The 21610-nt window shown below is 58.8% G+C and carries 19 protein-coding genes; 15 read left to right on the top strand and 4 right to left on the bottom strand.

Annotation, left to right across the window (positions count from 1 at the left end; all coding sequences use genetic code 11):
- Window positions 1-197 precede the first annotated feature (197 nt).
- A complete protein-coding gene (gltA, locus tag AC0IYN_RS01325) occupies window positions 198-1487 on the bottom strand; it encodes a citrate synthase (protein ID WP_078047629.1) in 1290 nt (429 codons plus the stop codon).
- Between the two features lie 364 nt (window positions 1488-1851).
- On the opposite strand from gltA, the gene sdhC reads away from it, so the two are divergent.
- The 11 genes from sdhC to AC0IYN_RS01270 all read left to right on the top strand — a co-directional run bounded on the left by sdhC (window position 1852) and on the right by AC0IYN_RS01270 (window position 15809).
- Window positions 1852-2226, top strand: coding sequence for a succinate dehydrogenase, cytochrome b556 subunit (sdhC, locus tag AC0IYN_RS01320; RefSeq protein WP_003190005.1), 375 nt, complete (start codon window positions 1852-1854; stop codon window positions 2224-2226).
- Window positions 2220-2588: a succinate dehydrogenase, hydrophobic membrane anchor protein gene (gene sdhD / locus AC0IYN_RS01315; protein ID WP_003172805.1), complete on the top strand. Its 369-nt coding sequence runs from the start codon at window positions 2220-2222 to the stop codon at window positions 2586-2588. The genes sdhC and sdhD overlap by 7 nt, the downstream gene beginning before the upstream one ends.
- A gap of 3 nt (window positions 2589-2591) precedes the next feature.
- The gene (gene sdhA / locus AC0IYN_RS01310) at window positions 2592-4364 is read left to right on the top strand and encodes a succinate dehydrogenase flavoprotein subunit (protein ID WP_122725258.1); all 1773 of its coding nucleotides are present in this window, start codon (window positions 2592-2594) and stop codon (window positions 4362-4364) included.
- A gap of 11 nt (window positions 4365-4375) precedes the next feature.
- Window positions 4376-5080: a succinate dehydrogenase iron-sulfur subunit gene (locus AC0IYN_RS01305; protein WP_003172807.1), complete on the top strand. Its 705-nt coding sequence runs from the start codon at window positions 4376-4378 to the stop codon at window positions 5078-5080.
- A gap of 262 nt (window positions 5081-5342) precedes the next feature.
- Window positions 5343-8174, top strand: a complete 2832-nt coding sequence (locus tag AC0IYN_RS01300) for a 2-oxoglutarate dehydrogenase E1 component (RefSeq protein ID WP_099493386.1) — start codon at window positions 5343-5345, stop codon at window positions 8172-8174.
- Between the two features lie 44 nt (window positions 8175-8218).
- Window positions 8219-9448, top strand: a complete 1230-nt coding sequence (gene odhB / locus AC0IYN_RS01295; protein WP_457239145.1) for a 2-oxoglutarate dehydrogenase complex dihydrolipoyllysine-residue succinyltransferase — start codon at window positions 8219-8221, stop codon at window positions 9446-9448.
- Between the two features lie 99 nt (window positions 9449-9547).
- Window positions 9548-10984 (top strand): dihydrolipoyl dehydrogenase, encoded by a 1437-nt coding sequence (gene lpdA, locus AC0IYN_RS01290; RefSeq protein WP_406597728.1) that lies wholly within the window; start codon window positions 9548-9550, stop codon window positions 10982-10984.
- Window positions 10985-11188: 204 nt separating this feature from the next.
- Window positions 11189-12355 (top strand): ADP-forming succinate--CoA ligase subunit beta, encoded by a 1167-nt coding sequence (sucC, locus tag AC0IYN_RS01285; protein ID WP_003190011.1) that lies wholly within the window; start codon window positions 11189-11191, stop codon window positions 12353-12355.
- Window positions 12355-13236: a succinate--CoA ligase subunit alpha gene (gene sucD, locus AC0IYN_RS01280; protein ID WP_003172813.1), complete on the top strand. Its 882-nt coding sequence runs from the start codon at window positions 12355-12357 to the stop codon at window positions 13234-13236. The genes sucC and sucD overlap by 1 nt, the downstream gene beginning before the upstream one ends.
- Before the next feature lie 376 nt (window positions 13237-13612).
- On the top strand, window positions 13613-14926 hold the full coding sequence (brnQ, locus tag AC0IYN_RS01275; RefSeq protein WP_078047633.1) for a branched-chain amino acid transport system II carrier protein: 1314 nt from the start codon (window positions 13613-13615) through the stop codon (window positions 14924-14926).
- Between the two features lie 145 nt (window positions 14927-15071).
- The gene (locus tag AC0IYN_RS01270; protein ID WP_078047634.1) at window positions 15072-15809 is read left to right on the top strand and encodes a DUF599 domain-containing protein; all 738 of its coding nucleotides are present in this window, start codon (window positions 15072-15074) and stop codon (window positions 15807-15809) included.
- A gap of 90 nt (window positions 15810-15899) precedes the next feature.
- Here the strand turns inward: AC0IYN_RS01270 and AC0IYN_RS01265 are convergent, their stop codons facing one another.
- Window positions 15900-16151 (bottom strand): hypothetical protein, encoded by a 252-nt coding sequence (locus AC0IYN_RS01265; RefSeq protein WP_010211724.1) that lies wholly within the window; start codon window positions 16149-16151, stop codon window positions 15900-15902.
- Between the two features lie 158 nt (window positions 16152-16309).
- Between AC0IYN_RS01265 and AC0IYN_RS01260 the strand changes: the two genes are divergently transcribed.
- The 4 genes from AC0IYN_RS01260 to AC0IYN_RS01245 all read left to right on the top strand — a co-directional run bounded on the left by AC0IYN_RS01260 (window position 16310) and on the right by AC0IYN_RS01245 (window position 20024).
- Window positions 16310-16786, top strand: coding sequence for a PaaI family thioesterase (locus tag AC0IYN_RS01260; protein ID WP_406597729.1), 477 nt, complete (start codon window positions 16310-16312; stop codon window positions 16784-16786).
- Window positions 16783-17235, top strand: a complete 453-nt coding sequence (locus AC0IYN_RS01255) for a PaaI family thioesterase (RefSeq protein WP_458376697.1) — start codon at window positions 16783-16785, stop codon at window positions 17233-17235. The genes AC0IYN_RS01260 and AC0IYN_RS01255 overlap by 4 nt, the downstream gene beginning before the upstream one ends.
- An 89-nt stretch (window positions 17236-17324) precedes the next feature.
- Window positions 17325-19229, top strand: coding sequence for a molecular chaperone HtpG (htpG, locus tag AC0IYN_RS01250; RefSeq protein ID WP_025858543.1), 1905 nt, complete (start codon window positions 17325-17327; stop codon window positions 19227-19229).
- Window positions 19230-19295: 66 nt separating this feature from the next.
- Window positions 19296-20024 carry a dienelactone hydrolase family protein gene (locus AC0IYN_RS01245; protein ID WP_406597731.1) on the top strand — a complete coding sequence of 243 codons (729 nt, stop codon included), beginning with the start codon at window positions 19296-19298 and terminating at the stop codon, window positions 20022-20024.
- Between the two features lie 98 nt (window positions 20025-20122).
- Here the strand turns inward: AC0IYN_RS01245 and AC0IYN_RS01240 are convergent, their stop codons facing one another.
- Together AC0IYN_RS01240 and AC0IYN_RS01235 are read right to left on the bottom strand one after the other, a co-directional pair.
- On the bottom strand, window positions 20123-20989 hold the full coding sequence (locus tag AC0IYN_RS01240) for a pirin family protein (RefSeq protein ID WP_457239144.1): 867 nt from the start codon (window positions 20987-20989) through the stop codon (window positions 20123-20125).
- Window positions 20990-21053: 64 nt separating this feature from the next.
- Entirely contained in the window at window positions 21054-21470 is a 417-nt protein-coding gene (locus tag AC0IYN_RS01235; RefSeq protein WP_471840320.1) for an OsmC family protein, read from the bottom strand.
- Between the last annotated feature and the right edge of the window lie 140 nt (window positions 21471-21610).

Raw genomic sequence — 21610 nt, 5'->3', positions numbered from 1 at the left:
CTCGTCACCGATGGCTGATACGTTACCCACTGTAGGAGCCGGCTTGCCGGCGATGGCGTCCTTGAAGCCTTGCGCTGGTCTTGGGGCCTCATCGCTGGCAAGCCAGCTCCTACAGAGGGTGTGGTGTTTTTAGAGAGGCAGAAACAAATAAGGCCTCCAGAGGAGGCCTTATTCAGTGCAGCTAAGCAGTTGAATGCTTACTTGCGATCTTCCAGCTTGGTGATGTCACGCGACTCGTAGCCGGTGTACAGCTGGCGCGGGCGGCCAATCTTGTAAGGGCTGGAGAGCATTTCTTTCCAGTGGGAGATCCAGCCCACGGTCCGCGCCAGGGCGAAGATCACGGTGAACATGCTGGTTGGAATGCCGATCGCCTTGAGGATGATCCCCGAGTAGAAGTCGACGTTCGGGTACAGCGAGCGTTCGATGAAGTACGGGTCGGTCAGGGCGATCTCTTCCAGGCGCATGGCCAGTTCGAGTTGCGGATCGTTCTTGATGCCCAGTTCCTTCAACACTTCGTCGCAGGTCTGCTTCATGACGGTGGCGCGTGGGTCGCGGTTCTTGTAGACCCGGTGACCGAAGCCCATCAACTTGAACGGATCGTTCTTGTCCTTGGCCTTGGCGATGAACTTGTCGATGTTCGAGACATCGCCGATTTCATCGAGCATGGTCAATACGGCTTCGTTCGCACCGCCGTGGGCAGGGCCCCAGAGTGCGGCGATACCGGCGGCGATACAGGCGAACGGGTTGGCACCCGAAGAACCCGCCAGGCGGACGGTAGAGGTGGAGGCGTTCTGCTCGTGGTCGGCGTGGAGGATGAAGATCCGGTCCATGGCCTTGGCAAGCGTCGGGCTGATCGGTTTGATCTCGCACGGCGTGTTGAACATCATGTGCAGGAAGTTTTCCGCGTACGTCAGGTCGTTGCGCGGGTACATCATGGGTTGGCCCATGGAGTACTTGTAAACCATTGCGGCCAGGGTCGGCATCTTGGCAACCAGGCGGATCGCGGAGATTTCGCGATGCTGCGGGTTATTGATGTCGAGGGAGTCGTGATAGAAGGCCGACAGGGCGCCGACCACGCCGCACATGACGGCCATCGGGTGGGCGTCGCGACGGAAGCCGTTGAAGAAGGTCTTCAACTGCTCGTGAACCATGGTGTGGTTCTTCACGGTACTGACGAACTGGGCTTTTTGCTCGGCTGTTGGCAGCTCGCCATTTAGCAGCAGGTAGCAGGTTTCCAGGTAGTCCGACTGTTCGGCGAGTTGCTCGATCGGGTAGCCGCGGTGAAGCAGAATGCCATTGTCGCCATCGATATAGGTGATCTTCGACTCGCAAGAGGCGGTCGACATGAAGCCTGGGTCGAATGTGAAACGGCCCGTGGCCGTCAGGCCCCGTACGTCGATAACATCGGGACCAACGGTGCCGGTTAAAATGGGCAGCTCGACGGGGGCTGCGCCCTCGATGATCAACTGCGCTTTTTTGTCAGCCATGTGGCCTCCTATTTATGCTTCAAATCATCAGACAGACCCCCCACGCAGGGCCCGCACCACTATATTGATATAAATCCAGATGTCAATTTGCCTAAAGTCTTGCGCCAGAAGGCTTTAACCGTACTTTTTCCTCGAAATTGCCTGCCATTTACGCCTTTTATTCCCCCAGCGCAATCCGCTATTAGGGTGAGGAGTGCGCGTTGTCATTAGTAACCTAACTGTCTATACTCGGCCACCGACCGCCAAGGGCTTTTGGGCTTGCTTTCATTGGGGGTCGCACTCCCTGGGTGGTGCTTACCTGACCAGTGCACTCCCCAACAACTTTGCCCTGATTGTTAGGGGCTCTTCAGTGTGAAAAAAAGCCGTGAATAGCCAACGACCTGTAAACCTAGACCTAAGGACCATCAAACTCCCCATCACCGGCGTTACGTCGTTCCTGCACCGTGTTTCCGGCATCATCCTGTTCCTGGGCTTGGGCATCATGCTTTATGCATTGAGCAAATCCCTGGGTTCCGAGGAAGGATACGCCGAGGTGAAGGCATGCTTGACCAGCCCGCTGGCCAAGTTCGTAGCATGGGGCCTCCTGTCTTCTCTTCTGTATCACCTGGTAGCCGGTGTGCGCCACTTGATCATGGACATGGGCATCGGTGAGACGCTGGAAGGCGGCCGCCTGGGCTCGAAAATCATCATCGCCATTTCCGTGGTGCTGATCGTTCTGGCAGGAGTTTGGATATGGTAACCAGCGTTACGAACCTTTCGCGTTCGGGCCTCTATGACTGGATGGCACAGCGTGTGTCTGCGGTCGTTCTCGCGGCTTATTTCATTTTCCTGATCGGATACCTCGTCGCAAATCCGGGCATCGGCTATGAGCAATGGCACGGCCTGTTTTCCCACAATGCGATGCGAATCTTCAGTCTGCTGGCCCTTGTTGCCCTGGGCGCACACGCCTGGGTAGGCATGTGGACCATCGCGACCGACTACCTGACGCCGATGGCGCTGGGCAAGTCCGCGACAGCAGTACGTTTCCTCTTCCAGGCAGTCTGCGGCGTCGCGATGTTCGCTTACTTCGTCTGGGGTGTGCAGATTCTTTGGGGTATCTGATTCATGGCTAACATTCCAACTATTTCATTCGACGCCATCATTATTGGTGGCGGCGGTGCTGGCATGCGCGCTGCGCTGCAGCTGGCCCAGGGCGGTCACAAGACTGCCGTGATCACCAAGGTGTTCCCGACCCGTTCCCACACCGTATCGGCCCAGGGTGGCATCACCTGCGCCATCGCCTCCGCCGACCCGAACGATGACTGGCGCTGGCACATGTACGATACCGTCAAGGGTTCCGACTACATCGGTGACCAGGACGCTATCGAATACATGTGTCAGGAAGGCCCGGCCGCGGTGTTCGAGCTGGACCACATGGGTCTGCCGTTCTCCCGTACCGAGCAAGGCCGTATCTACCAGCGTCCATTCGGCGGCCAGTCGAAGGATTACGGTAAAGGCGGGCAGGCTGCCCGTACCTGCGCCGCTTCCGACCGTACCGGTCACGCGCTGTTGCACACCCTTTATCAGGGCAACCTGAAAGCCGGTACCACGTTCCTGAACGAGTACTACGCGGTCGACCTGGTGAAAAACGCCCAGGGCGAATTCGTCGGTGTGATCGCTATCTGCATCGAAACCGGTGAAACCACCTACATCCGCGCCAAGGCTACCGTGCTGGCGACTGGCGGTGCAGGCCGTATCTACGCGTCGACCACCAATGCCTTGATCAACACCGGTGACGGCGTCGGCATGGCACTGCGTGCTGGCGTACCGGTGCAAGACATTGAAATGTGGCAGTTCCACCCGACCGGTATCGCCGGCGCTGGTGTACTGGTTACAGAAGGTTGCCGTGGTGAAGGTGGTTACCTGATCAACAAGCACGGCGAGCGTTTCATGGAGCGTTACGCTCCGAACGCGAAAGACCTGGCGGGTCGTGACGTTGTGGCTCGTTCGATGGTTAAAGAGATCATCGCCGGCAACGGCTGTGGCCCGAATGGCGACCACGTACTGCTGAAGCTCGATCACCTTGGCGAAGAAGTCCTGCACAGCCGCCTGCCAGGTATCTGTGAGCTGTCCAAGACCTTTGCCCACGTCGACCCGGTCGTTGCTCCGGTGCCGGTTGTTCCGACTTGCCACTACATGATGGGCGGCGTGCCGACCAACATTCATGGCCAGGCGATCACCCAGAATGCCGCAGGCGAGGACGAGATCATCCACGGTCTGTTCGCTGTAGGCGAAGTGGCGTGCGTATCGGTTCACGGCGCCAACCGCCTGGGCGGCAACTCGCTGCTCGACCTGGTGGTCTTCGGCCGTGCTGCTGGCCTGCACCTGGAAAAGGCGCTGACCGACGGCATCGAATACGACGACGCTACCGACGCCAACATCGAGGCCGCCCTGGCGCGCCTGAACGCTCTGAACGAGCGCACTGATGGCGAAGACGTGGCTACCCTGCGTCGCGAGCTGCAAAGCTGCATGCAGAACTACTTCGGTGTATTCCGTACCGGCGAATACATGCAGAAGGGTATCGCCCAGCTGGCTGACCTGCGCAAGCGCATCGCCAACGTCAAGATCAACGATAAGAGCCAGGCGTTCAACACCGCTCGTATCGAAGCCCTTGAACTGCAAAACCTGCTGGAAGTGGCTGAAGCGACCGCAATCGCCGCCGAGGTTCGTAAGGAATCCCGTGGTGCCCACGCCCGTGAAGACTTTGAAGATCGCGACGACGAAAACTGGCTGTGCCACACCCTGTACTTCCCGGGTGACAAGCGCGTGACCAAGCGTGCCGTGAACTTCTCGCCGAAGACGGTTCCGACGTTTGAACCGAAGATTCGGACTTACTAAGGGTGGCTGCCATGTTGAAAGTCAGTGTTTATCGCTACAACCCTGATCAGGACGCTGCGCCGTTCATGCAGGAATTCCAGGTCGATACCGGTGGTAAAGACCTGATGGTGCTGGATGTATTGGCACTGATCAAAGAGCAGGACGAAGGTTTCTCCTATCGTCGCTCTTGCCGTGAAGGTGTGTGCGGTTCCGACGGCATGAACATCAACGGCAAAAACGGCCTGGCGTGCATCACGCCGCTGTCCGCCGTTGTTAAAGGCAACAAGCTGATCGTTCGTCCTCTGCCAGGTTTGCCGGTTATCCGTGACCTGGTCGTCGATATGAGCATCTTCTACAAGCAATACGAGAAAGTTAAGCCGTTCCTGCAGAACGACACGCCGGCTCCGGCCATCGAGCGTCTGCAGTCCCCGGAAGAGCGCGAGAAGCTCGACGGTCTGTACGAGTGCATCCTGTGCGCTTGCTGCTCGACTTCGTGCCCGTCCTTCTGGTGGAACCCGGACAAGTTCCTGGGTCCAGCTGCCCTGCTGCAAGCGTACCGCTTCCTGGCAGACAGCCGTGATACCAAGACGTCCGAGCGTCTGGCTTCGCTGGATGACCCGTTCAGCGTATTCCGCTGCCGCGGGATCATGAACTGCGTCAACGTATGTCCCAAAGGCCTGAACCCGACTAAGGCCATTGGTCACATCCGTAACATGCTGCTGCAGAGCGGCGTGTAACCGACGTTGTAGTAAAGGCAGGACCGTTGTGCCCGTAAATGCTACGGCGCAGGCTTCAACCGGCGCCGTAGTTTTAACTTGAGCAGCGACTTACAAAGCCGCGGCTCTTATTTTGAAGAAATGAGACAAGCAGGGGCATTCGGGTTGGTACCCGAACTATCAGCGTGATCCTAAGTGGCTTGTTTTGGTCGCTGCACTTGGCCTTTTGCAAGCAAACTCGGTGTTTTCGCCGGTGGTGTCCCCAAATCGAGGGTGACCAAGCATGCAAGAAAGCGTGATGCAGCGCATGTGGAACAGCGGCTATCTTTCAGGTGGTAACGCTGCCTATGTGGAAGAGCTTTATGAGCTCTACCTGCACGACCCTAACGCTGTGCCAGAAGAATGGCGCACCAAATTTCAGACGTTGTCTTCAGACGGCAACGCTGCCACCGATGTATCGCATGCAACGATTCGCGATCAGTTTGTGCTGCTGGCAAAGAACCAGCGCCGCGCCCAACCGGTTTCCGCCGGGAGCGTGAGCAGTGAGCACGAGAAGAAGCAAGTTGAAGTATTGCGACTGATCCAGGCCTACCGGATGCGCGGCCACCAGGCGGCCCAGCTTGACCCGCTGGGGCTCTGGAAGCGTCCTGCACCTGCTGACCTGTCGATCAATCATTACGGCTTGACCAATGCCGATCTTGATACGACCTTCCGTGCCGGCGACCTGTTCATCGGCAAAGAGGAAGCGAGCCTACGCGAAATTCACGAAGCGTTGCAGCAGACATATTGCCGCACCATTGGCGCTGAGTTCACGCACATCACCGATTCCGAGCAACGCCACTGGTTCCAGCATCGCCTGGAAGGTGTGCGTGGTCGTCCGGTGCTGTCTGCCGACGTACGCAGCCACCTGCTCGAGCGCGTAACCGCTGCCGAAGGCCTGGAAAAATACCTGGGCACCAAATACCCGGGCACCAAGCGTTTCGGCCTCGAAGGCGGCGAAAGCCTGATCCCGATGCTCGATGAGCTGATCCAGCGTTCCGGTTCCTACGGCACCAAGGAAATCGTGATCGGCATGGCCCACCGTGGTCGCCTGAACGTGTTGGTCAACACCTTCGGCAAGAACCCGCGTGAGCTGTTCGACGAGTTCGAAGGCAAGAAGAAGGTCGAGCTGGGTTCCGGTGACGTTAAATACCACCAGGGCTTCTCGTCCAACGTGATGACCACCGGCGGTGAAGTTCACCTGGCCATGGCCTTCAACCCATCCCACCTGGAAATCGTTTCTCCAGTGGTCGAGGGTTCGGTCCGTGCTCGCCAGGATCGTCGTAACGACACCACCGGTGAAAAAGTTCTGCCAATTTCCATCCACGGTGACGCGGCATTCGCCGGTCAAGGCGTGGTCCTGGAAACCTTCCAGATGTCGCAGACACGCGGCTTCAAGACGGGCGGTACCGTTCACATCGTCATCAACAACCAGGTCGGTTTCACCATCAGCAACCCGCTGGACGCGCGCTCCACCGAGTACGCCACCGACGTTGCCAAGATGATCCAGGCGCCGATCCTCCATGTGAATGGCGATGATCCGGAAGCTGTGCTGTTCGTGACCCAGCTTGCCATCGACTACCGCATGCAGTTCAAGCGTGACGTGGTGATCGACCTGGTCTGCTACCGCCGTCGCGGTCACAACGAAGCCGACGAACCAAGCGGCACCCAGCCGTTGATGTACCAGCAGATCACCAAGCAGCGCACCACCCGTGAGCTGTACGCCGAAAGCCTGACCAAGGCCGGCGTGGTTGACGATGCGCGTGTTCAGGCGAAAGTCGACGAATACCGTAACGCGCTGGACAACGGTCTGCATGTCGTGAAGAGCCTGGTCAAAGAGCCGAACAAAGAGCTGTTCGTGGACTGGCGTCCGTACCTGGGCCATGCCTGGACTGCGCGTCACGACACTTCGTTCGATCTGAAGACCCTGCAGGAACTGTCCGCCAAGCTGCTGGAAATTCCAGAAGGCTTCGTGGTGCAGCGCCAGGTTGCGAAGATCTACGAAGACCGTCAGAAGATGCAAGCCGGCGGCCTGCCGATCAACTGGGGTTACGCCGAAACCATGGCGTACGCGACCCTGGCGTTCGAAGGCCACCCGATCCGCATGACCGGCCAGGACATCGGCCGCGGTACGTTCTCGCACCGTCATGCCGTGCTGCACAACCAGAAAGACGCGGGCACCTACATCCCGTTGCAGAACCTGTACGAAGGCCAGCCACGTTTCGACCTGTACGACTCGTTCCTGTCCGAAGAAGCCGTGCTGGCGTTCGAATACGGTTACTCGACCACCACGCCAAACGCGCTGGTGATCTGGGAAGCCCAGTTCGGCGACTTCGCCAACGGTGCCCAAGTGGTTATCGACCAGTTCATCACCAGCGGCGAGCACAAGTGGGGTCGCCTGTGCGGTCTGACCATGCTGTTGCCACACGGTTATGAAGGCCAGGGTCCTGAGCACTCCTCGGCCCGTCTGGAGCGTTACCTGCAGCTGTGCGCCGAGCACAACATCCAGGTGTGCGTGCCGACTACCCCGGCCCAGATCTACCACTTGCTGCGTCGCCAGGTGATCCGCCCGCTGCGCAAGCCGCTGGTAGTGCTGACGCCGAAGTCGCTGTTGCGTCATAAATTGGCCATCTCGACCCTGGAAGATCTGGCTGATGGTTCGTTCCAGACCGTTATTCCAGAAATCGACACGCTGGACGCGGCCAAGGTGACTCGCCTGGTCCTGTGCAGCGGCAAGGTCTACTACGACCTGCTGGAAAAACGCCGTGCCGAAGGCCGCGAAGACATCGCCATTGTGCGTATCGAGCAGCTTTACCCGTTCCCGGAAGACGACCTGATGGAGGCCATCGCGCCTTACACCAACCTCACTAACGTGGTGTGGTGCCAGGAAGAACCGATGAACCAGGGCGCGTGGTACAGCAGCCAGCATCACCTGCGTCGCAGCATCGGCAACCACAACAAGGCCCTGGGCCTGGAATATGCCGGCCGTGATGCTTCCGCTGCACCTGCGTGTGGTTATGCGTCGATGCACGCCGAGCAGCAGGAAAAACTGCTGCAAGATGCTTTCACTGTTTAACGCCTTCGCGCTGACTGAAACCGAATTTTAAGGACCCACAGATAATGGCTATCGAAATCAAAGCCCCGTCATTCCCGGAATCGGTTGCCGATGGCACCGTTGCCACCTGGCACAAGAAACCAGGCGACGCCGTAAAGCGTGACGACCTGATCGTCGACATCGAGACCGACAAGGTCGTGCTGGAAGTGTTGGCCGAAGCTGACGGTGTGCTGGGTGCAATCGTTGCCGAAGAAGGCGCTACCGTTCTGTCGAACCAGGTACTGGGCTCGATCGAAGAGGGCAGCGCTGCTGCTGCCGCTCCTGCCGCCGCCGCTGCACCGGCTGCTGCTGCCTCGGCTCCTGCCGCCGCTCCAGCTGCTGGCGCTGAAGACCCGATCGCTGCACCGGCTGCCCGTCAGCTGGCAGACGAGAACGGCATCAACCTGGCTTCCATCAAAGGCACCGGCAAAGACGGCCGTGTGACCAAGGAAGACGTGGTTGCCGCTGTTGAAGCCAAGAAAAACGCGCCAGCCGCCGCGCCAGCCAAGGCTGCTGCCCCGGCTGCCGCTGCGCCTGTGTTCGCCGCCGGCGACCGCACCGAGAAGCGTGTACCGATGACCCGTGTACGTGCCACCGTGGCCAAGCGCCTGGTTGAAGCACAGTCGAACATGGCGATGCTGACCACCTTCAACGAAGTCGACATGACTGAAGTCATGGCCCTGCGCTCGAAGTACAAGGACCTGTTCGAGAAGTCCCACAACGGCGTGCGCCTGGGCTTCATGTCCTTCTTCGTGAAAGCGGCCACCGAAGCGCTGAAACGCTTCCCGGCAGTCAACGCTTCCATCGACGGCAACGACATCGTTTACCATGGCTACGCAGACATCGGCGTTGCCGTGTCCAGCGACCGTGGCCTGGTGGTGCCGGTACTGCGTAACGCCGAACTGATGAGCCTGGCTGAAATCGAAGGCGGCATCGCTACCTTCGGCAAGAAAGCCCGTGACGGTAAGCTGACCATCGACGAGATGACCGGCGGTACCTTCACCATCACCAACGGTGGTACCTTCGGTTCGATGATGTCGACCCCGATCGTCAACCCGCCACAAGCTGCGATCCTGGGCATGCACAACATCATCCAGCGTCCGATGGCCATCAACGGCCAAGTCGTGATCCGCCCGATGATGTACCTGGCACTGTCTTACGATCACCGCCTGATCGATGGTAAAGAAGCCGTGACTTTCCTGGTGACCATCAAGAACCTGCTGGAAGACCCGGCTCGTCTGCTGCTGGACATCTAAAGACGCAGCGGCAAGTTGCGAGCTACAAGCTGTAGGAAAAAGCAGCTTGGCTTGCGGCTTGTCGCTTGAAGCTTGTCGCTGAATAGAGGAACTATTTTCATGTCGCAGAAATTTGACGTTGTAGTGATTGGTGCCGGTCCTGGCGGCTACGTTGCCGCCATCAAGGCCGCACAGCTGGGCCTCTCGACTGCTTGCATCGAAAAATACACCGACAAGGAAGGCAAACTGGCGCTGGGCGGTACCTGCCTGAACGTCGGTTGCATTCCTTCCAAGGCGCTGCTGGACAGCTCCTGGAAATTCCACGAAGCCCAAGACGGTTTCGCGATCCACGGCATCAACCATGCTGGCGTGACTATGGACGTACCTGCAATGGTCGGCCGTAAAGCCAACATCGTTAAAAACCTGACCTCCGGCGTTGCCACCTTGTTCAAGGCCAACGGCGTGACTTCCCTGCAAGGCCACGGCAAGCTGCTGGCTGGCAAGAAAGTTGAAATCACCAAGCCAGACGGTTCGGTAGAAGTCATCGAAGCCGAGAACGTGATCCTGGCTCCAGGTTCGCGCCCAATCGACATTCCACCGGCTCCGGTTGACCAGAACGTGATCGTCGATTCGACCGGCGCCCTGGAATTCCAAGCGGTGCCTAAGCGCCTGGGCGTGATCGGTGCTGGCGTGATTGGCCTGGAACTGGGTTCGGTATGGTCCCGCCTGGGTTCCGAAGTCACCGTGCTGGAAGCCCTGGACACGTTCCTGCTGGCTGCCGACACCGCCGTGTCGAAAGAAGCGCTGAAAACCCTGACCAAACAAGGTCTGGACATCAAGCTGGGCGCCCGTGTGACCGGTTCCAAGGTCAACGGTGAAGAAGTTGTCGTGACCTACACCGACAAAGACGGCGAGCAGACCATCACGTTCGACAAGCTGATCGTAGCCGTGGGTCGCCGTCCAGTGACCACCGACCTGCTGGCTTCCGACAGCGGCGTAAACATCGACGAGCGTGGTTTCATCCACGTTGACGATCACTGCGCTACCACCGTGCCGGGCGTCTACGCCATCGGTGACGTGGTTCGCGGCATGATGCTGGCGCACAAGGCTTCCGAAGAAGGCATCATGGTTGTCGAGCGCATCAAGGGCCACAAGACCCAGATGAACTACGACCTGATCCCATCGGTTATCTACACCCACCCGGAAATTGCATGGGTCGGCAAGAACGAACAGCAGTTGAAAGCTGAAGGCGTTGAAGTTAACGTCGGCACCTTCCCGTTCGCTGCTTCTGGCCGTGCCATGGCAGCCAACGACACCGGTGGTTTTGTCAAAGTCATCGCTGATGCCAAGACTGACCGCGTATTGGGCGTCCACGTGATTGGCCCAAGCGCTGCAGAACTGGTTCAGCAAGGCGCGATCGGTATGGAATTCGGCACCAGTGCCGAGGATCTGGGCATGATGGTCTTCTCCCATCCGACCCTGTCCGAAGCGCTGCATGAAGCCGCGTTGGCAGTGAATGGCGGCGCCATCCACATCGCCAACAAGAAGAAGCGCTAAGCGAGATAATAAGAAACCACGGCGGAGTTGCCCGTCGTGAGCCTTGCGCGCAAGACTCACCGCGGAATATCCGCTGGACGCAGTCTTGTGCAGCTTTACGGGCCCTGAGCCCCGCAAGTTGCGCAAGCAGCAGTCACAGGTGGCGCGGCACTCATAATGAGCGCAGCGCCGAATGCGCAGTACCTAACGAAGACGGTAAAAAGCATGAATCTTCACGAGTATCAGGGTAAGCAGCTGTTCGCTGAATACGGCCTGCCAGTTTCCAAGGGCTACGCAGTAGACACCCCGGAAGCAGCAGCAGAAGCTTGCGACAAAATCGGCGGCAGCGAGTGGGTTGTCAAAGCCCAGGTCCACGCCGGTGGTCGCGGTAAAGCGGGCGGCGTTAAGCTGGTTCGCAGCAAAGAAGACGCCAAGGCCTTCGCACAGCAGTGGCTGGGCAAGCGTCTGGTGACTTACCAGACTGATGCCAATGGCCAGCCAGTCACCAAGATCCTGGTTGAATCGTGCACTGATATCGCTAAAGAGCTGTACCTGGGCGCTGTCGTTGACCGTTCGAGCCGTCGCATCGTGTTCATGGCTTCCACCGAAGGTGGCGTGGACATCGAGAAGATCGCTCACGAAACCCCAGAAAAAATTCTGAAAGCCACTATCGATCCACTGGTTGGCGCTCAGCCATTCCAGGGTCGCGAGCTGGCTTTCCAGTTGGGTCTGGAAGGCAAGCAAGTTGCCCAGTTCGCCAAGATCTTCGTAGGTCTGGCCAAACTGTTCCAGGATCACGATCTGGCCCTGCTGGAAGTGAACCCGCTGGTGATCAAGGCTGACGGCGATCTGCATTGCCTGGACGCCAAGATCAACATCGACGCCAACGCCATGTACCGTCAGCCTAAGCTGAAGACTTTCCACGATCCGTCGCAAGACGATCCGCGCGAAGCGCACGCTGCCAAGTTCGAACTGAACTACGTAGCGCTGGAAGGCAACATCGGTTGCATGGTCAACGGTGCTGGCCTGGCCATGGGTACCATGGACATCGTCAACCTGCATGGCGGCAAACCAGCCAACTTCCTCGACGTGGGCGGTGGTGCTACCAAAGAACGCGTAACCGAAGCCTTCAAGATCATCCTGTCCGACTCCAACGTCGCTGCAGTACTGGTCAACATCTTCGGCGGCATCGTTCGTTGCGACATGATTGCCGAAGGCATCATCGGTGCAGTGAAAGAAGTTGGCGTTAAAATCCCGGTTGTTGTTCGCCTTGAAGGTAACAACGCTGAACTGGGCGCTAAAGTACTGGCAGAAAGCGGTTTGAACATCATCGCGGCTACCAGCCTGACCGACGCTGCTCAACAAGTTGTCAAAGCTGCGGAGGGCAAATAATGAGCGTCCTGATCAATAAAGACACCAAAGTTATCTGCCAGGGTATTACCGGTTCGCAAGGTAGTTTCCACACCCAGCAAGCCATCGAATACGGCACCAAGATGGTTGGCGGCGTAACACCGGGCAAAGGCGGCACCGAGCACCTGGGCCTGCCAGTGTTCAACACCGTGAAAGATGCTGTAGCTGCCACTGGCGCCACCGCCAGCGTGATCTACGTTCCAGCTCCTTTCTGCAAGGACTCGATCCTGGAAGCAGCCTTCGGCGGCATCAAGCTGATCGTCTGCATCACCGAAGGCATTCCTACCCTGGACATGCTGGACGCTAAAGTTAAGTGCGACGAGCTGGGCGTAGTCCTGATCGGCCCTAACTGCCCAGGCGTGATCACTCCAGGCGAATGCAAGATCGGCATCATGCCAGGTCACATTCACTTGCCAGGTAAAGTCGGTATCGTTTCCCGTTCCGGCACCCTGACCTACGAAGCTGTGAAGCAGACCACTGACGCCGGTTTCGGTCAGTCGACTTGCGTCGGCATCGGCGGTGACCCGATCCCAGGTTCGAACTTCATCGACATCCTGAAGCTGTTCCAGGAAGACCCGAAGACCGAAGCGATCGTAATGATCGGTGAGATCGGCGGTTCGGCTGAAGAAGAAGCGGCTGCCTACATCAAGGCACACGTGACCAAGCCGGTTGTTTCCTACATCGCTGGTGTGACTGCCCCTGCTGGCAAGCGCATGGGCCATGCTGGCGCAATCATCTCTGGCGGCAAAGGCACTGCAGACGAGAAATTCGCTGCACTGCAAGACGCAGGCGTAAAAACCGTGCGTTCGCTGGCAGACATCGGCAAGGCCCTGGCCGAGCTGACCGGTTGGGCTGTCAAGTAAGCCTCGCGCTTAGCTGACGCTTCACCCCACAAAGGCCACCTTCGGGTGGCCTTTGTGCTTTCCAAGCAAACACCTTTTCTGTAGGAGCCGGCAAGCCGGCTCCTACAGTTTTTTGCATTGCATAGCTGAGTAAATTATCTGCATTGCCAAATTAAGTATGAAAACGCGACATAGAGATGTCGCTTATCGGACAGTCCGCCCCGCAACAGTGCGTTTGTCAGCCCAATTCTGTACCCTAGCCGCCTCTTTATGCGTCCGCATCCCAAAAGGAAGCCGCGCGCTAGACCGGTCGGCTCCCATAAGGGCCGGCAGTATTTCCCTCATCCATAGGGAATCCCTCTCTAAATTCCGATTCAGTAGTGTGGTATTTCCTCAAATGAAAGTGTTGAAAAGCCAGGACATCCTGGCGCTGGGCTTCATGACCTTTGCCCTGTTCGTGGGCGCTGGCAACATCATCTTCCCGCCTATCGTTGGTTTGCAGTCCGGGCCTCATGTCTGGATGGCAGCGCTGGGCTTCCTGATCACCGCCGTTGGCCTGCCGGTGGTCACCGTGATCGCCCTGGCCAAGGTTGGCGGCGGCATGGACGCGTTGAGCAGCCCGATCGGCAAGATCGCCGGTGGCCTGCTGGCGGCGGCGGCGTACCTGGCGGTAGGGCCGCTGTTCGCCACCCCGCGTACCGCGACCGTCTCGTTCGAGGTGGGCCTGGCGCCGCTGACCGGCGAAAGCCCGCTGGCGCTGTTCCTCTACAGCTCGGTGTACTTCCTGGTGGTGTTCTTCGTTTCCCTGTACCCAGGTCGACTGCTGGACACCGTTGGGCGTTTTTTGGCGCCACTGAAGATCATCGCCCTGGCCATCCTCGGTATCGCCGCGTTTGCCTTGCCGGCCGGTGATGTGGGCGTTGCCACGCCGGAATACGTGGCTGCACCGTTCTCCCAAGGCTTCATCAATGGCTACCTGACCATGGATACCCTGGGCGCCCTGGTGTTCGGCATCGTGATCGTCAACGCCATTCGTTCCCGTGGCGTCGAGTCGCCGCAGTTGATCACCCGCTACGCGATCATTGCCGGGTTGATTGCCGGCGTGGGCCTGGCGCTGGTGTATGTCAGCCTGTTCCGCCTGGGCTCGGGCAGCCATGCCGTGGCGGCCGGTGCCAGCAATGGTGCGGCCGTGCTGCACGCCTATGTGCAGCACACGTTTGGCTCCCTGGGCAGTGGTTTCCTGGCGGTACTGATCTCCCTGGCGTGCCTGGTGACTGCGGTGGGCCTGACCTGCGCCTGCGCCGAGTACTTCAGCAAAATCCTGCCGCTGTCCTACAAGGCCTTGGTGGTGATCCTCGCGTTGTTCTCGCTGTTTGTGTCGAACCTGGGCCTGACCAAGCTGATTGCGTTCTCGATCCCGGTGCTTACCGCGATCTACCCACCGTGCATCGTGCTGGTGGCGCTGAGCTTCTGCAAAGACTTCTGGCAGGAGCAGGGCCGCATCGTTGGCCCGGTGATGCTGGTGTCGTTCATCTTCGGTTGCATCGACGCGCTCAAGGGCGCGGGCCTGGCGGACTGGCTGCCTGCGCAGTTGGCACACCTGCCACTGAGCGAGCAGGGCCTGGCGTGGCTGGTGCCATCGGTGATGACACTGGCTGTGGCGTTTGGGGTCGATCGTATGCTCGGCAAGCGCAGCGAAGCCATCGCTTAAATAACCGGGTTTACGTTACAAGGAAATGCCTCGTATCAATCGATACGGGGCATTTTTTATGCTTATAGAACACGATCCTGTAGGCGCTGGCTTGCCAGCTCCAAGAATGGATTGTGTTCACCCAACCAACGTTGATAGGACCCGCATGTCGTTCGTCGAAACCAATCAGATCCACCTGCTTGCCGCGCTCTGGTTCGTCCTGTGCTGGGGCGGCTACACCCGTTATGCCACCTGGAAGGCCCGGGATACCGCGTGCCTGGCCAGTGTGCTGCACCTGTATCGCGAAGACTGGATGCGCCGGATGCTGCTGCGCGATAACCGTATCGCCGACGCCAGTGTGATCGGCAACCTGGAGCGCAATGCCTCATTCTTTGCCTCCAGCACCCTGATCATCCTGGCCGGTATTCTTACCGTGCTGGGTGCCTCGGAACGTGCGGTGTCGTTGCTGGCAGATATCCCCATGGTGCAACAGGCTTCCCAGGGCATGTCGGAGATCAAGCTGCTGTGTTTGGCGTTGGTGTTTGTCTATGCGTTCTTCACGTTCAGTTGGTGCATGCGCCAGTACAACTTCGCGGCGGTGCTGGTGGGCTCGGCGCCGATGATCGGCGAGCGACATGTGTCCGAACAGGAGCGCCGGGCGTTTGCCCTGCGGGCGGCGCGGGTGATTTCCATGGCCGCCAACCAGTTCAACTTTGGCCTGCGGGCTTATTACTTCGGCATGACCATGCTGGCGTGGTTTGTCAGCCCCTGGTTGTTCATGTTGATGAGCAGTGGGGTGGTGTTGGTGCTGTACCGTCGGGAGTTTCACTCCGACGTCTTGCAAGTGATGGTGTATACCCAGACGGACACACCGCCACCGGAAGCGGTTAAAGAAGCCGGTTAACTAACCCTTCAAATAAAAATGCCAGGCAAAGAAAAGCCCGCTATCTAAGCGGGCTTTCTTTTTGCAGCGAAGCTATTTCAAGCCGCGGTCTCAAGAACCGGTGGCAGGGGTAGCAGGTGCTGCTTCTTTTGCGGCGGCTTCGTTCGATTCAGCCTGAGCTTTGGCAGCATCGGCGTTTTCTTTCGCAGCGTCGTTCACTTTATCCTGAGCCTTGGCCATATCTTTCTGAGCTTGCTCGGAATGGGCGGCGGCGTCTTGGGCTTTGTCTTCGGATTTCTTATCGCAGGCAGCGAGACCGAGGGCAGCGGCCAACATCATGGAAATAGCTAAAGTCTTGCGCATGGGGTGTTTCTCCTTATTGAAGATATCTACTGGCCTTTCGAGCATGGCGGTTCGGCATTAGTTCCTTTTATTCCATAGATATATAAATCGCTGACTAACCGGAACTTTTGCCCGCCCCACCCCTTCTGCGGATCAACACTAATAAGAGTCTGTAACGAATGACCGAAAACCCCTTGTTAGAGCGTGCGACACGCTTTGTCTCGGCCTTGCGCCATTGCCAAGTGCTGGGTATTACCGCTCATCATGCCAACGCCGACGGCATCACGCTGATCATGCCCTATGCACCGCATCTGGTTGGCGACCCCCGGACCGGCGTGATCCACGGCGGCGCGCTGACCTCGCTTATGGACACCGCGTGCGGCATGGCCACCCTGTGCGTTTTACCCGAATTCGAAGTGTGCCCGACCCTGGACCTGCGCGTTGACTACATGCATCCCGCCGCGCCACATAAACCTGTGTACGGCTTCGCCCAATGCTACCGGGTGACCACCGACGTCATCTTCACCCGTGGCTTTGCCTACCAGGACGATCCGCAGGAACCCATCGCCCATGTGGTGGGCACGTTCATGCGCATGGGCAAGCGCCTCAAGGGCGCGCAAGGGCTGGGCAACGCGATCAAGGGAGAGCAGGCATGACACACCGATTCAAGACTCGCCTGGAGCAGGCCCACGAGCGCGGCGATTACGAGGTGCTGCTGAGCCTGGTTCCCTACGCCAAGCTGATCGGCATCGAATGCACCCGTCTGGGGGATGAGTTGCTGTTTCGATTGCCGGCCAACAAGGACAATATTGGTAACCCCATATTGCCGGCTCTCCACGGCGGCGTGATCGCGGGCTTCATGGAGCTGTCCGCTGCATTGCATCTGTTGGTGTTCACCGGCGCGCCTGGCTTTCCGAAAATCATCGATTTTTCCCTGGATTACCTGCGCGCCGGCCAGTTTCGCGACACTTACGCCAAGTGCCAGGTGTGGCGCCAGGGCCGACGGGTGGCGAACGTGGCGATTACCGCCTGGCAAAGCACTGCGTCCGAGCCGATCGCCACCGCCCGCGCGCATTTCAAGATCGAGGAACCAAGCCGCCCTTGAAATCCTGGTCTTAGCCCCCAACTTTGATGACAACCCGCCGCCAACCCTTTAGGGCGCGGCCACTGCCATCCAATTGGAGTTTGATGACCATGAGTGTGGAAACTCAAAAGGAAACCCTGGGCTTCCAGACCGAGGTGAAGCAACTGCTGCACCTCATGATCCATTCGCTGTATTCCAACAAGGAAATCTTCCTTCGCGAATTGATCTCGAACGCCTCTGACGCTGTCGACAAATTACGTTTCGAAGCCCTGTCCAAGCCTGAGTTGCTGGAAGGTGGCGCCGAACTGAAAATCCGTGTGAGCTTCGACAAGGACGCCAAGACCGTCACCCTCGAAGACAACGGCATCGGCATGAGCCGCGAAGACGCGATTACCCATTTGGGCACGATCGCCAAATCCGGCACCGCTGATTTCATGAAAAACCTGTCGGGCGACCAGAAGAAAGACTCGCACCTGATCGGCCAGTTCGGCGTGGGTTTCTACTCGGCCTTTATCGTGGCCGACAAGGTTGAAGTGTTCAGCCGCCGCGCCGGCCTCGACGCCAGCGAAGGCGTGCACTGGTCGTCCAAAGGCGAGGGCGAGTTCGAAATCGCCACGATCGACAAGGCCGACCGTGGTACCCGCATCGTCCTGCACCTGAAATCCGGTGAAGACGAATTCGCCGATGGCTGGCGCCTGCGCAACATCGTCAAGAAGTACTCCGACCACATCGCTTTGCCAATCGAGCTGCCGAAAGAACAAGCGGCCGCCGAAGGCGAAGAGGCACCTGCCCAGGAATGGGAAGTGGTCAACCGCGCCAGCGCGCTGTGGACCCGTCCGCGTACCGAGATCAAGGACGAGGAATACCAGGAGTTCTACAAGCACATCGGTCACGACTACGAAAACCCGTTGAGCTGGAGCCACAACAAGGTCGAAGGCAAGCTGGAATACAGCTCGTTGCTCTACGTACCGGCCCGCGCTCCGTTCGACTTGTACCAGCGTGAAGCGCCAAAAGGCCTGAAGCTCTACGTACAGCGCGTGTTCGTGATGGACCAGGCGGAATCGTTCCTGCCGTTGTACCTGCGCTTCATCAAAGGCGTGGTCGACTCCAACGACCTGTCGCTGAACGTGTCGCGGGAAATCCTGCAGAAAGACCCGATCATCGACTCCATGAAGTCGGCGCTGACCAAGCGTGTACTCGACATGCTGGAAAAACTGGCGAAGAACGAGCCTGAGCAATACAAAGGCTTCTGGAAAAACTTCGGCCAGGTCATGAAAGAAGGCCCGGCGGAAGATTTTGCCAACAAGGAAAAAATCGCCGGCCTGCTGCGTTTTGCCTCCACCCAGGGCGACGACGGCGAGCAGGTTGTGTCGCTGGCCGAGTACTTGGCGCGCGCCAAGGAAGGTCAAGACAAGATCTACTACCTCACCGGCGAAACCTACGCACAGGTCAAGAACAGCCCGCACCTGGAAGTCTTCCGCAAGAAAGGCATCGAAGTGCTGCTGCTGACTGACCGTATCGATGAGTGGCTGATGAGCTACCTCAACGAGTTCGATGGCAAGTCCTTCGTCGACGTGGCCCGTGGTGACCTGGACCTGGGTAACCTGGATTCCGAAGAAGAGAAGAAAGAAGCCGAAGAAGTCGCCAAGTCCAAAGAGGGCCTGGTCGAGCGGATCAAGGCGTCCCTGGGTGATGCGGTCAGCGAAGTGCGGGTTTCCCACCGCCTGACCGATTCCCCGGCGATTCTGGCCATCGGCGAGCAGGACCTGGGCATGCAGATGCGCCAGATCCTCGAAGCCAGCGGTCAGAAGGTTCCGGATTCCAAGCCGATCTTCGAATTCAACCCGGCTCACCCGCTGATCGAGAAGCTCGATGGCGAGCAGAGCGAAGAGCGTTTTGGCGACCTGTCGCACATCCTCTTCGACCAGGCGGCCCTGGCCGCTGGTGACAGCCTGAAAGACCCGGCCGCCTATGTGCGCCGCCTTAACAAGCTGTTGGTAGAGCTGTCGGTCTGACCCCGTTGTAGAAAAACCCGCTTCGGCGGGTTTTTTCGTTCTAGCGCACCTCAACTGGAGTAAATGATGAGCCAAGTCACTGTACGTTCCGTGGTCTATCAGATTGATGGCCAGTCTTACGAAAGCCGCCTCGCGTTCGATGCCAGCCACAAGGGCCCGTTGCCCGGCCTGCTGATGGCGCCGAATTGGATGGGGGTGAGTGCGGGTGCTGAAGAGATTGCCAAAAGCGTGGCCGGCAAGGGCTACGTGGTACTGATCGCCGACCTGTACGGGCAGACCGTACGCCCATCGAATGGCGATGAAGCCGGCGCTGCGATGATGCCGTTGAAGAACGACCGTGCATTGTTGAACAAGCGCATGCAGGCGGCCTTCGAGCAACTGCAGGGCCAGACCGAGGCAGCGGTTGATACCTCGAAACTGGCGACCTTTGGTTTCTGCTTCGGCGGTTGCTGCTCCCTGGAGCTGGCGCGTACCGGTGCGCCGGTCAAGGCTGCCATCTCGTTCCACGGCACCCTCGACACGCCAAACCCGGCGGATGCGAAGAACATCAAGGGCTCAGTGCTGGTCCTGCATGGCGCTTCTGACCCGTTGGTCCCTAAAGAGCAACTGCCTGCGTTCGAAGATGAAATGAACGCGGCCGGCGTGGATTGGCAATTGCTGAGCTACGGCGGCGCGGTGCATTCCTTCACCGACCCGCATGCGAATGTGCCGGGCAAGATGATGTACGACGCAAAGACGGCCAAGCGGGCTTTCCAGTCGATGCATAACTTGCTGGATGAAGTGTTCAAGGGCTGATTTTTCAGCGCCTGTTCTGGCCTCTTCGCGAGCAAGCCCGCTCCCACATTTGACGGTGTTCACAAGTCAAAATGTGCGAGCGGGCTTGCTCGCGAATGCTACCTCACCGGCAACTCAATTCTTTCAGACTCACCCGGCACCGTCGGCCAATCCCCAGCCGCCCAGCGCTGCCTGGCCTGTTCGATCACCGCCGGATCACTCGCGACAAAATTCCAATTGATCCGCCGAGGCCCATCCAGCGGCGCGCCGCCAAACACCACCAGGTGGCAATCGCTTTCGGCAAACAGTGTCATCTCCTGACCAGCCGGCAGCACCACCAGGCTGTGTACCTCAAGCGCCTCTCCGTCCAACTGCGCTTCGCCCTCCAGCACATACACCGCACGTTCCTCATGCTCATCGGGAATCAGCAGCGTCGTGGCCGTCTGCATCTGTACCTCGGCGTACAGGGTGGGCGACAGCACCGGCACCGGCGATTTGAGGCAGAACCCATCGCCCGCGATCAGGCGTATCTGCACGCCCAGGTTGTCGCTCACCGGCAGGCTCACTGCCGGATGATGGCTGTAGTGCCCCGGCCCAGTCTCATGGTCCTTGGGGGAGGCCAGCCACACTTGCAACCCATGCAGGCTAAAACCGCTGGCCTTGAGCGGCTCAGGGGTGCGTTCGACGTGGGCAATCGAGCTGCCGGCCGTCATCCAGCTCACATCACCGGCCTGCACCACCTGATCCGAACCCAGGCTGTCCTTGTGCTGCAGCGCACCTTCAAACAAATAGGTGAGGGTCGACAGCCCGATATGCGGATGCTGGCGGATATTCATGCCATCGCCCGGTGCATAACGAGTGAGCAGCATATGGTCGAAGAACACAAAAGGCCCGACGCTGCGGCATTCCCGCGAAGGCAGCGGGCGCAGGATGGGTTGGCCTTCGACATCTTCGGGGCGAGGGCGGATCACGGTGAGGGTGGTCATGGTGCGTCCCAGTCTGAGCGGGTTAGATGCTGCTGAGCATAACCCGCTCGGTAGGATGTTGCCGCTATTGGCTGAAGGCGCCTTCCGACAGCTTTGTCTCGATGGTGACGTCGGCGGTGGTCATCAGCTTGTGCACCGGGCAGCGATCTGCCACACGGTGCAGTTCGTCACGTTGCTCGTCGGTGAGCACGCCCTTGAGCGTCAGCTTGACGGTGAGTTTGTATTTGCCCCTTTGCTCTTCGGTGGCGTCGTGGGTGACTTCCACCGTCACGCCGGTCAGCGGGATGTCTTTCTTCTGCGCGTAGAGCTTGACCGTCAGCGCTTTGCACGACGCCAGCGCGGCATCGAAGTAGTCATGGGGGGAGGGCGCCGAATCGTCGCCGCCCAGGCTTTTGGGCAGGTCGGTAAACAACTCATGGTTATTGATATTGACGCTATGACGGAAGTTGTCCTGGTTCAGGGTATTCACGGTAACAGGCATGGTAAACCTCACAGGGTGGCAGGATGAAGGTCATGCAGTTATAGAGCATGCTGGCACTTCGGTGTTCCGCGTTTTTTGCCGGATGAACCCCGGCAGGGCGCGCAAGGTCTACCCGTATCAGCCCTTATCGAGGTTTTACC

This window comes from Pseudomonas sp. AC112, from assembly GCF_979253545.1.
The sequence above is the reverse complement of the archived record's forward strand: the minus strand, read 5'-3'. Positions and strand labels throughout refer to the sequence as shown.

What these genes read in the sequence shown, in the direction of transcription:
- brnQ (WP_078047633.1), top strand. Translation starts at nt 13,613, where the DNA reads ATGAAAGTGTTGAAAAGCCAGGACATCCTGGCGCTGGGCTTCATGACC.
- AC0IYN_RS01265 (WP_010211724.1), bottom strand. Translation starts at nt 16,151, where the DNA reads ATGCGCAAGACTTTAGCTATTTCCATGATGTTGGCCGCTGCCCTCGGT.
- odhB (WP_457239145.1), top strand. Translation starts at nt 8,219, where the DNA reads ATGGCTATCGAAATCAAAGCCCCGTCATTCCCGGAATCGGTTGCCGAT.
- AC0IYN_RS01270 (WP_078047634.1), top strand. Translation starts at nt 15,072, where the DNA reads ATGTCGTTCGTCGAAACCAATCAGATCCACCTGCTTGCCGCGCTCTGG.
- AC0IYN_RS01255 (WP_458376697.1), top strand. Translation starts at nt 16,783, where the DNA reads ATGACACACCGATTCAAGACTCGCCTGGAGCAGGCCCACGAGCGCGGC.
- AC0IYN_RS01245 (WP_406597731.1), top strand. Translation starts at nt 19,296, where the DNA reads ATGAGCCAAGTCACTGTACGTTCCGTGGTCTATCAGATTGATGGCCAG.
- AC0IYN_RS01240 (WP_457239144.1), bottom strand. Translation starts at nt 20,989, where the DNA reads ATGACCACCCTCACCGTGATCCGCCCTCGCCCCGAAGATGTCGAAGGC.
- AC0IYN_RS01305 (WP_003172807.1), top strand. Translation starts at nt 4,376, where the DNA reads ATGTTGAAAGTCAGTGTTTATCGCTACAACCCTGATCAGGACGCTGCG.
- lpdA (WP_406597728.1), top strand. Translation starts at nt 9,548, where the DNA reads ATGTCGCAGAAATTTGACGTTGTAGTGATTGGTGCCGGTCCTGGCGGC.
- sdhD (WP_003172805.1), top strand. Translation starts at nt 2,220, where the DNA reads ATGGTAACCAGCGTTACGAACCTTTCGCGTTCGGGCCTCTATGACTGG.
- gltA (WP_078047629.1), bottom strand. Translation starts at nt 1,487, where the DNA reads ATGGCTGACAAAAAAGCGCAGTTGATCATCGAGGGCGCAGCCCCCGTC.
- AC0IYN_RS01260 (WP_406597729.1), top strand. Translation starts at nt 16,310, where the DNA reads ATGACCGAAAACCCCTTGTTAGAGCGTGCGACACGCTTTGTCTCGGCC.
- htpG (WP_025858543.1), top strand. Translation starts at nt 17,325, where the DNA reads ATGAGTGTGGAAACTCAAAAGGAAACCCTGGGCTTCCAGACCGAGGTG.
- AC0IYN_RS01300 (WP_099493386.1), top strand. Translation starts at nt 5,343, where the DNA reads ATGCAAGAAAGCGTGATGCAGCGCATGTGGAACAGCGGCTATCTTTCA.
- AC0IYN_RS01235 (WP_471840320.1), bottom strand. Translation starts at nt 21,470, where the DNA reads ATGCCTGTTACCGTGAATACCCTGAACCAGGACAACTTCCGTCATAGC.
- sucC (WP_003190011.1), top strand. Translation starts at nt 11,189, where the DNA reads ATGAATCTTCACGAGTATCAGGGTAAGCAGCTGTTCGCTGAATACGGC.
- sucD (WP_003172813.1), top strand. Translation starts at nt 12,355, where the DNA reads ATGAGCGTCCTGATCAATAAAGACACCAAAGTTATCTGCCAGGGTATT.
- sdhA (WP_122725258.1), top strand. Translation starts at nt 2,592, where the DNA reads ATGGCTAACATTCCAACTATTTCATTCGACGCCATCATTATTGGTGGC.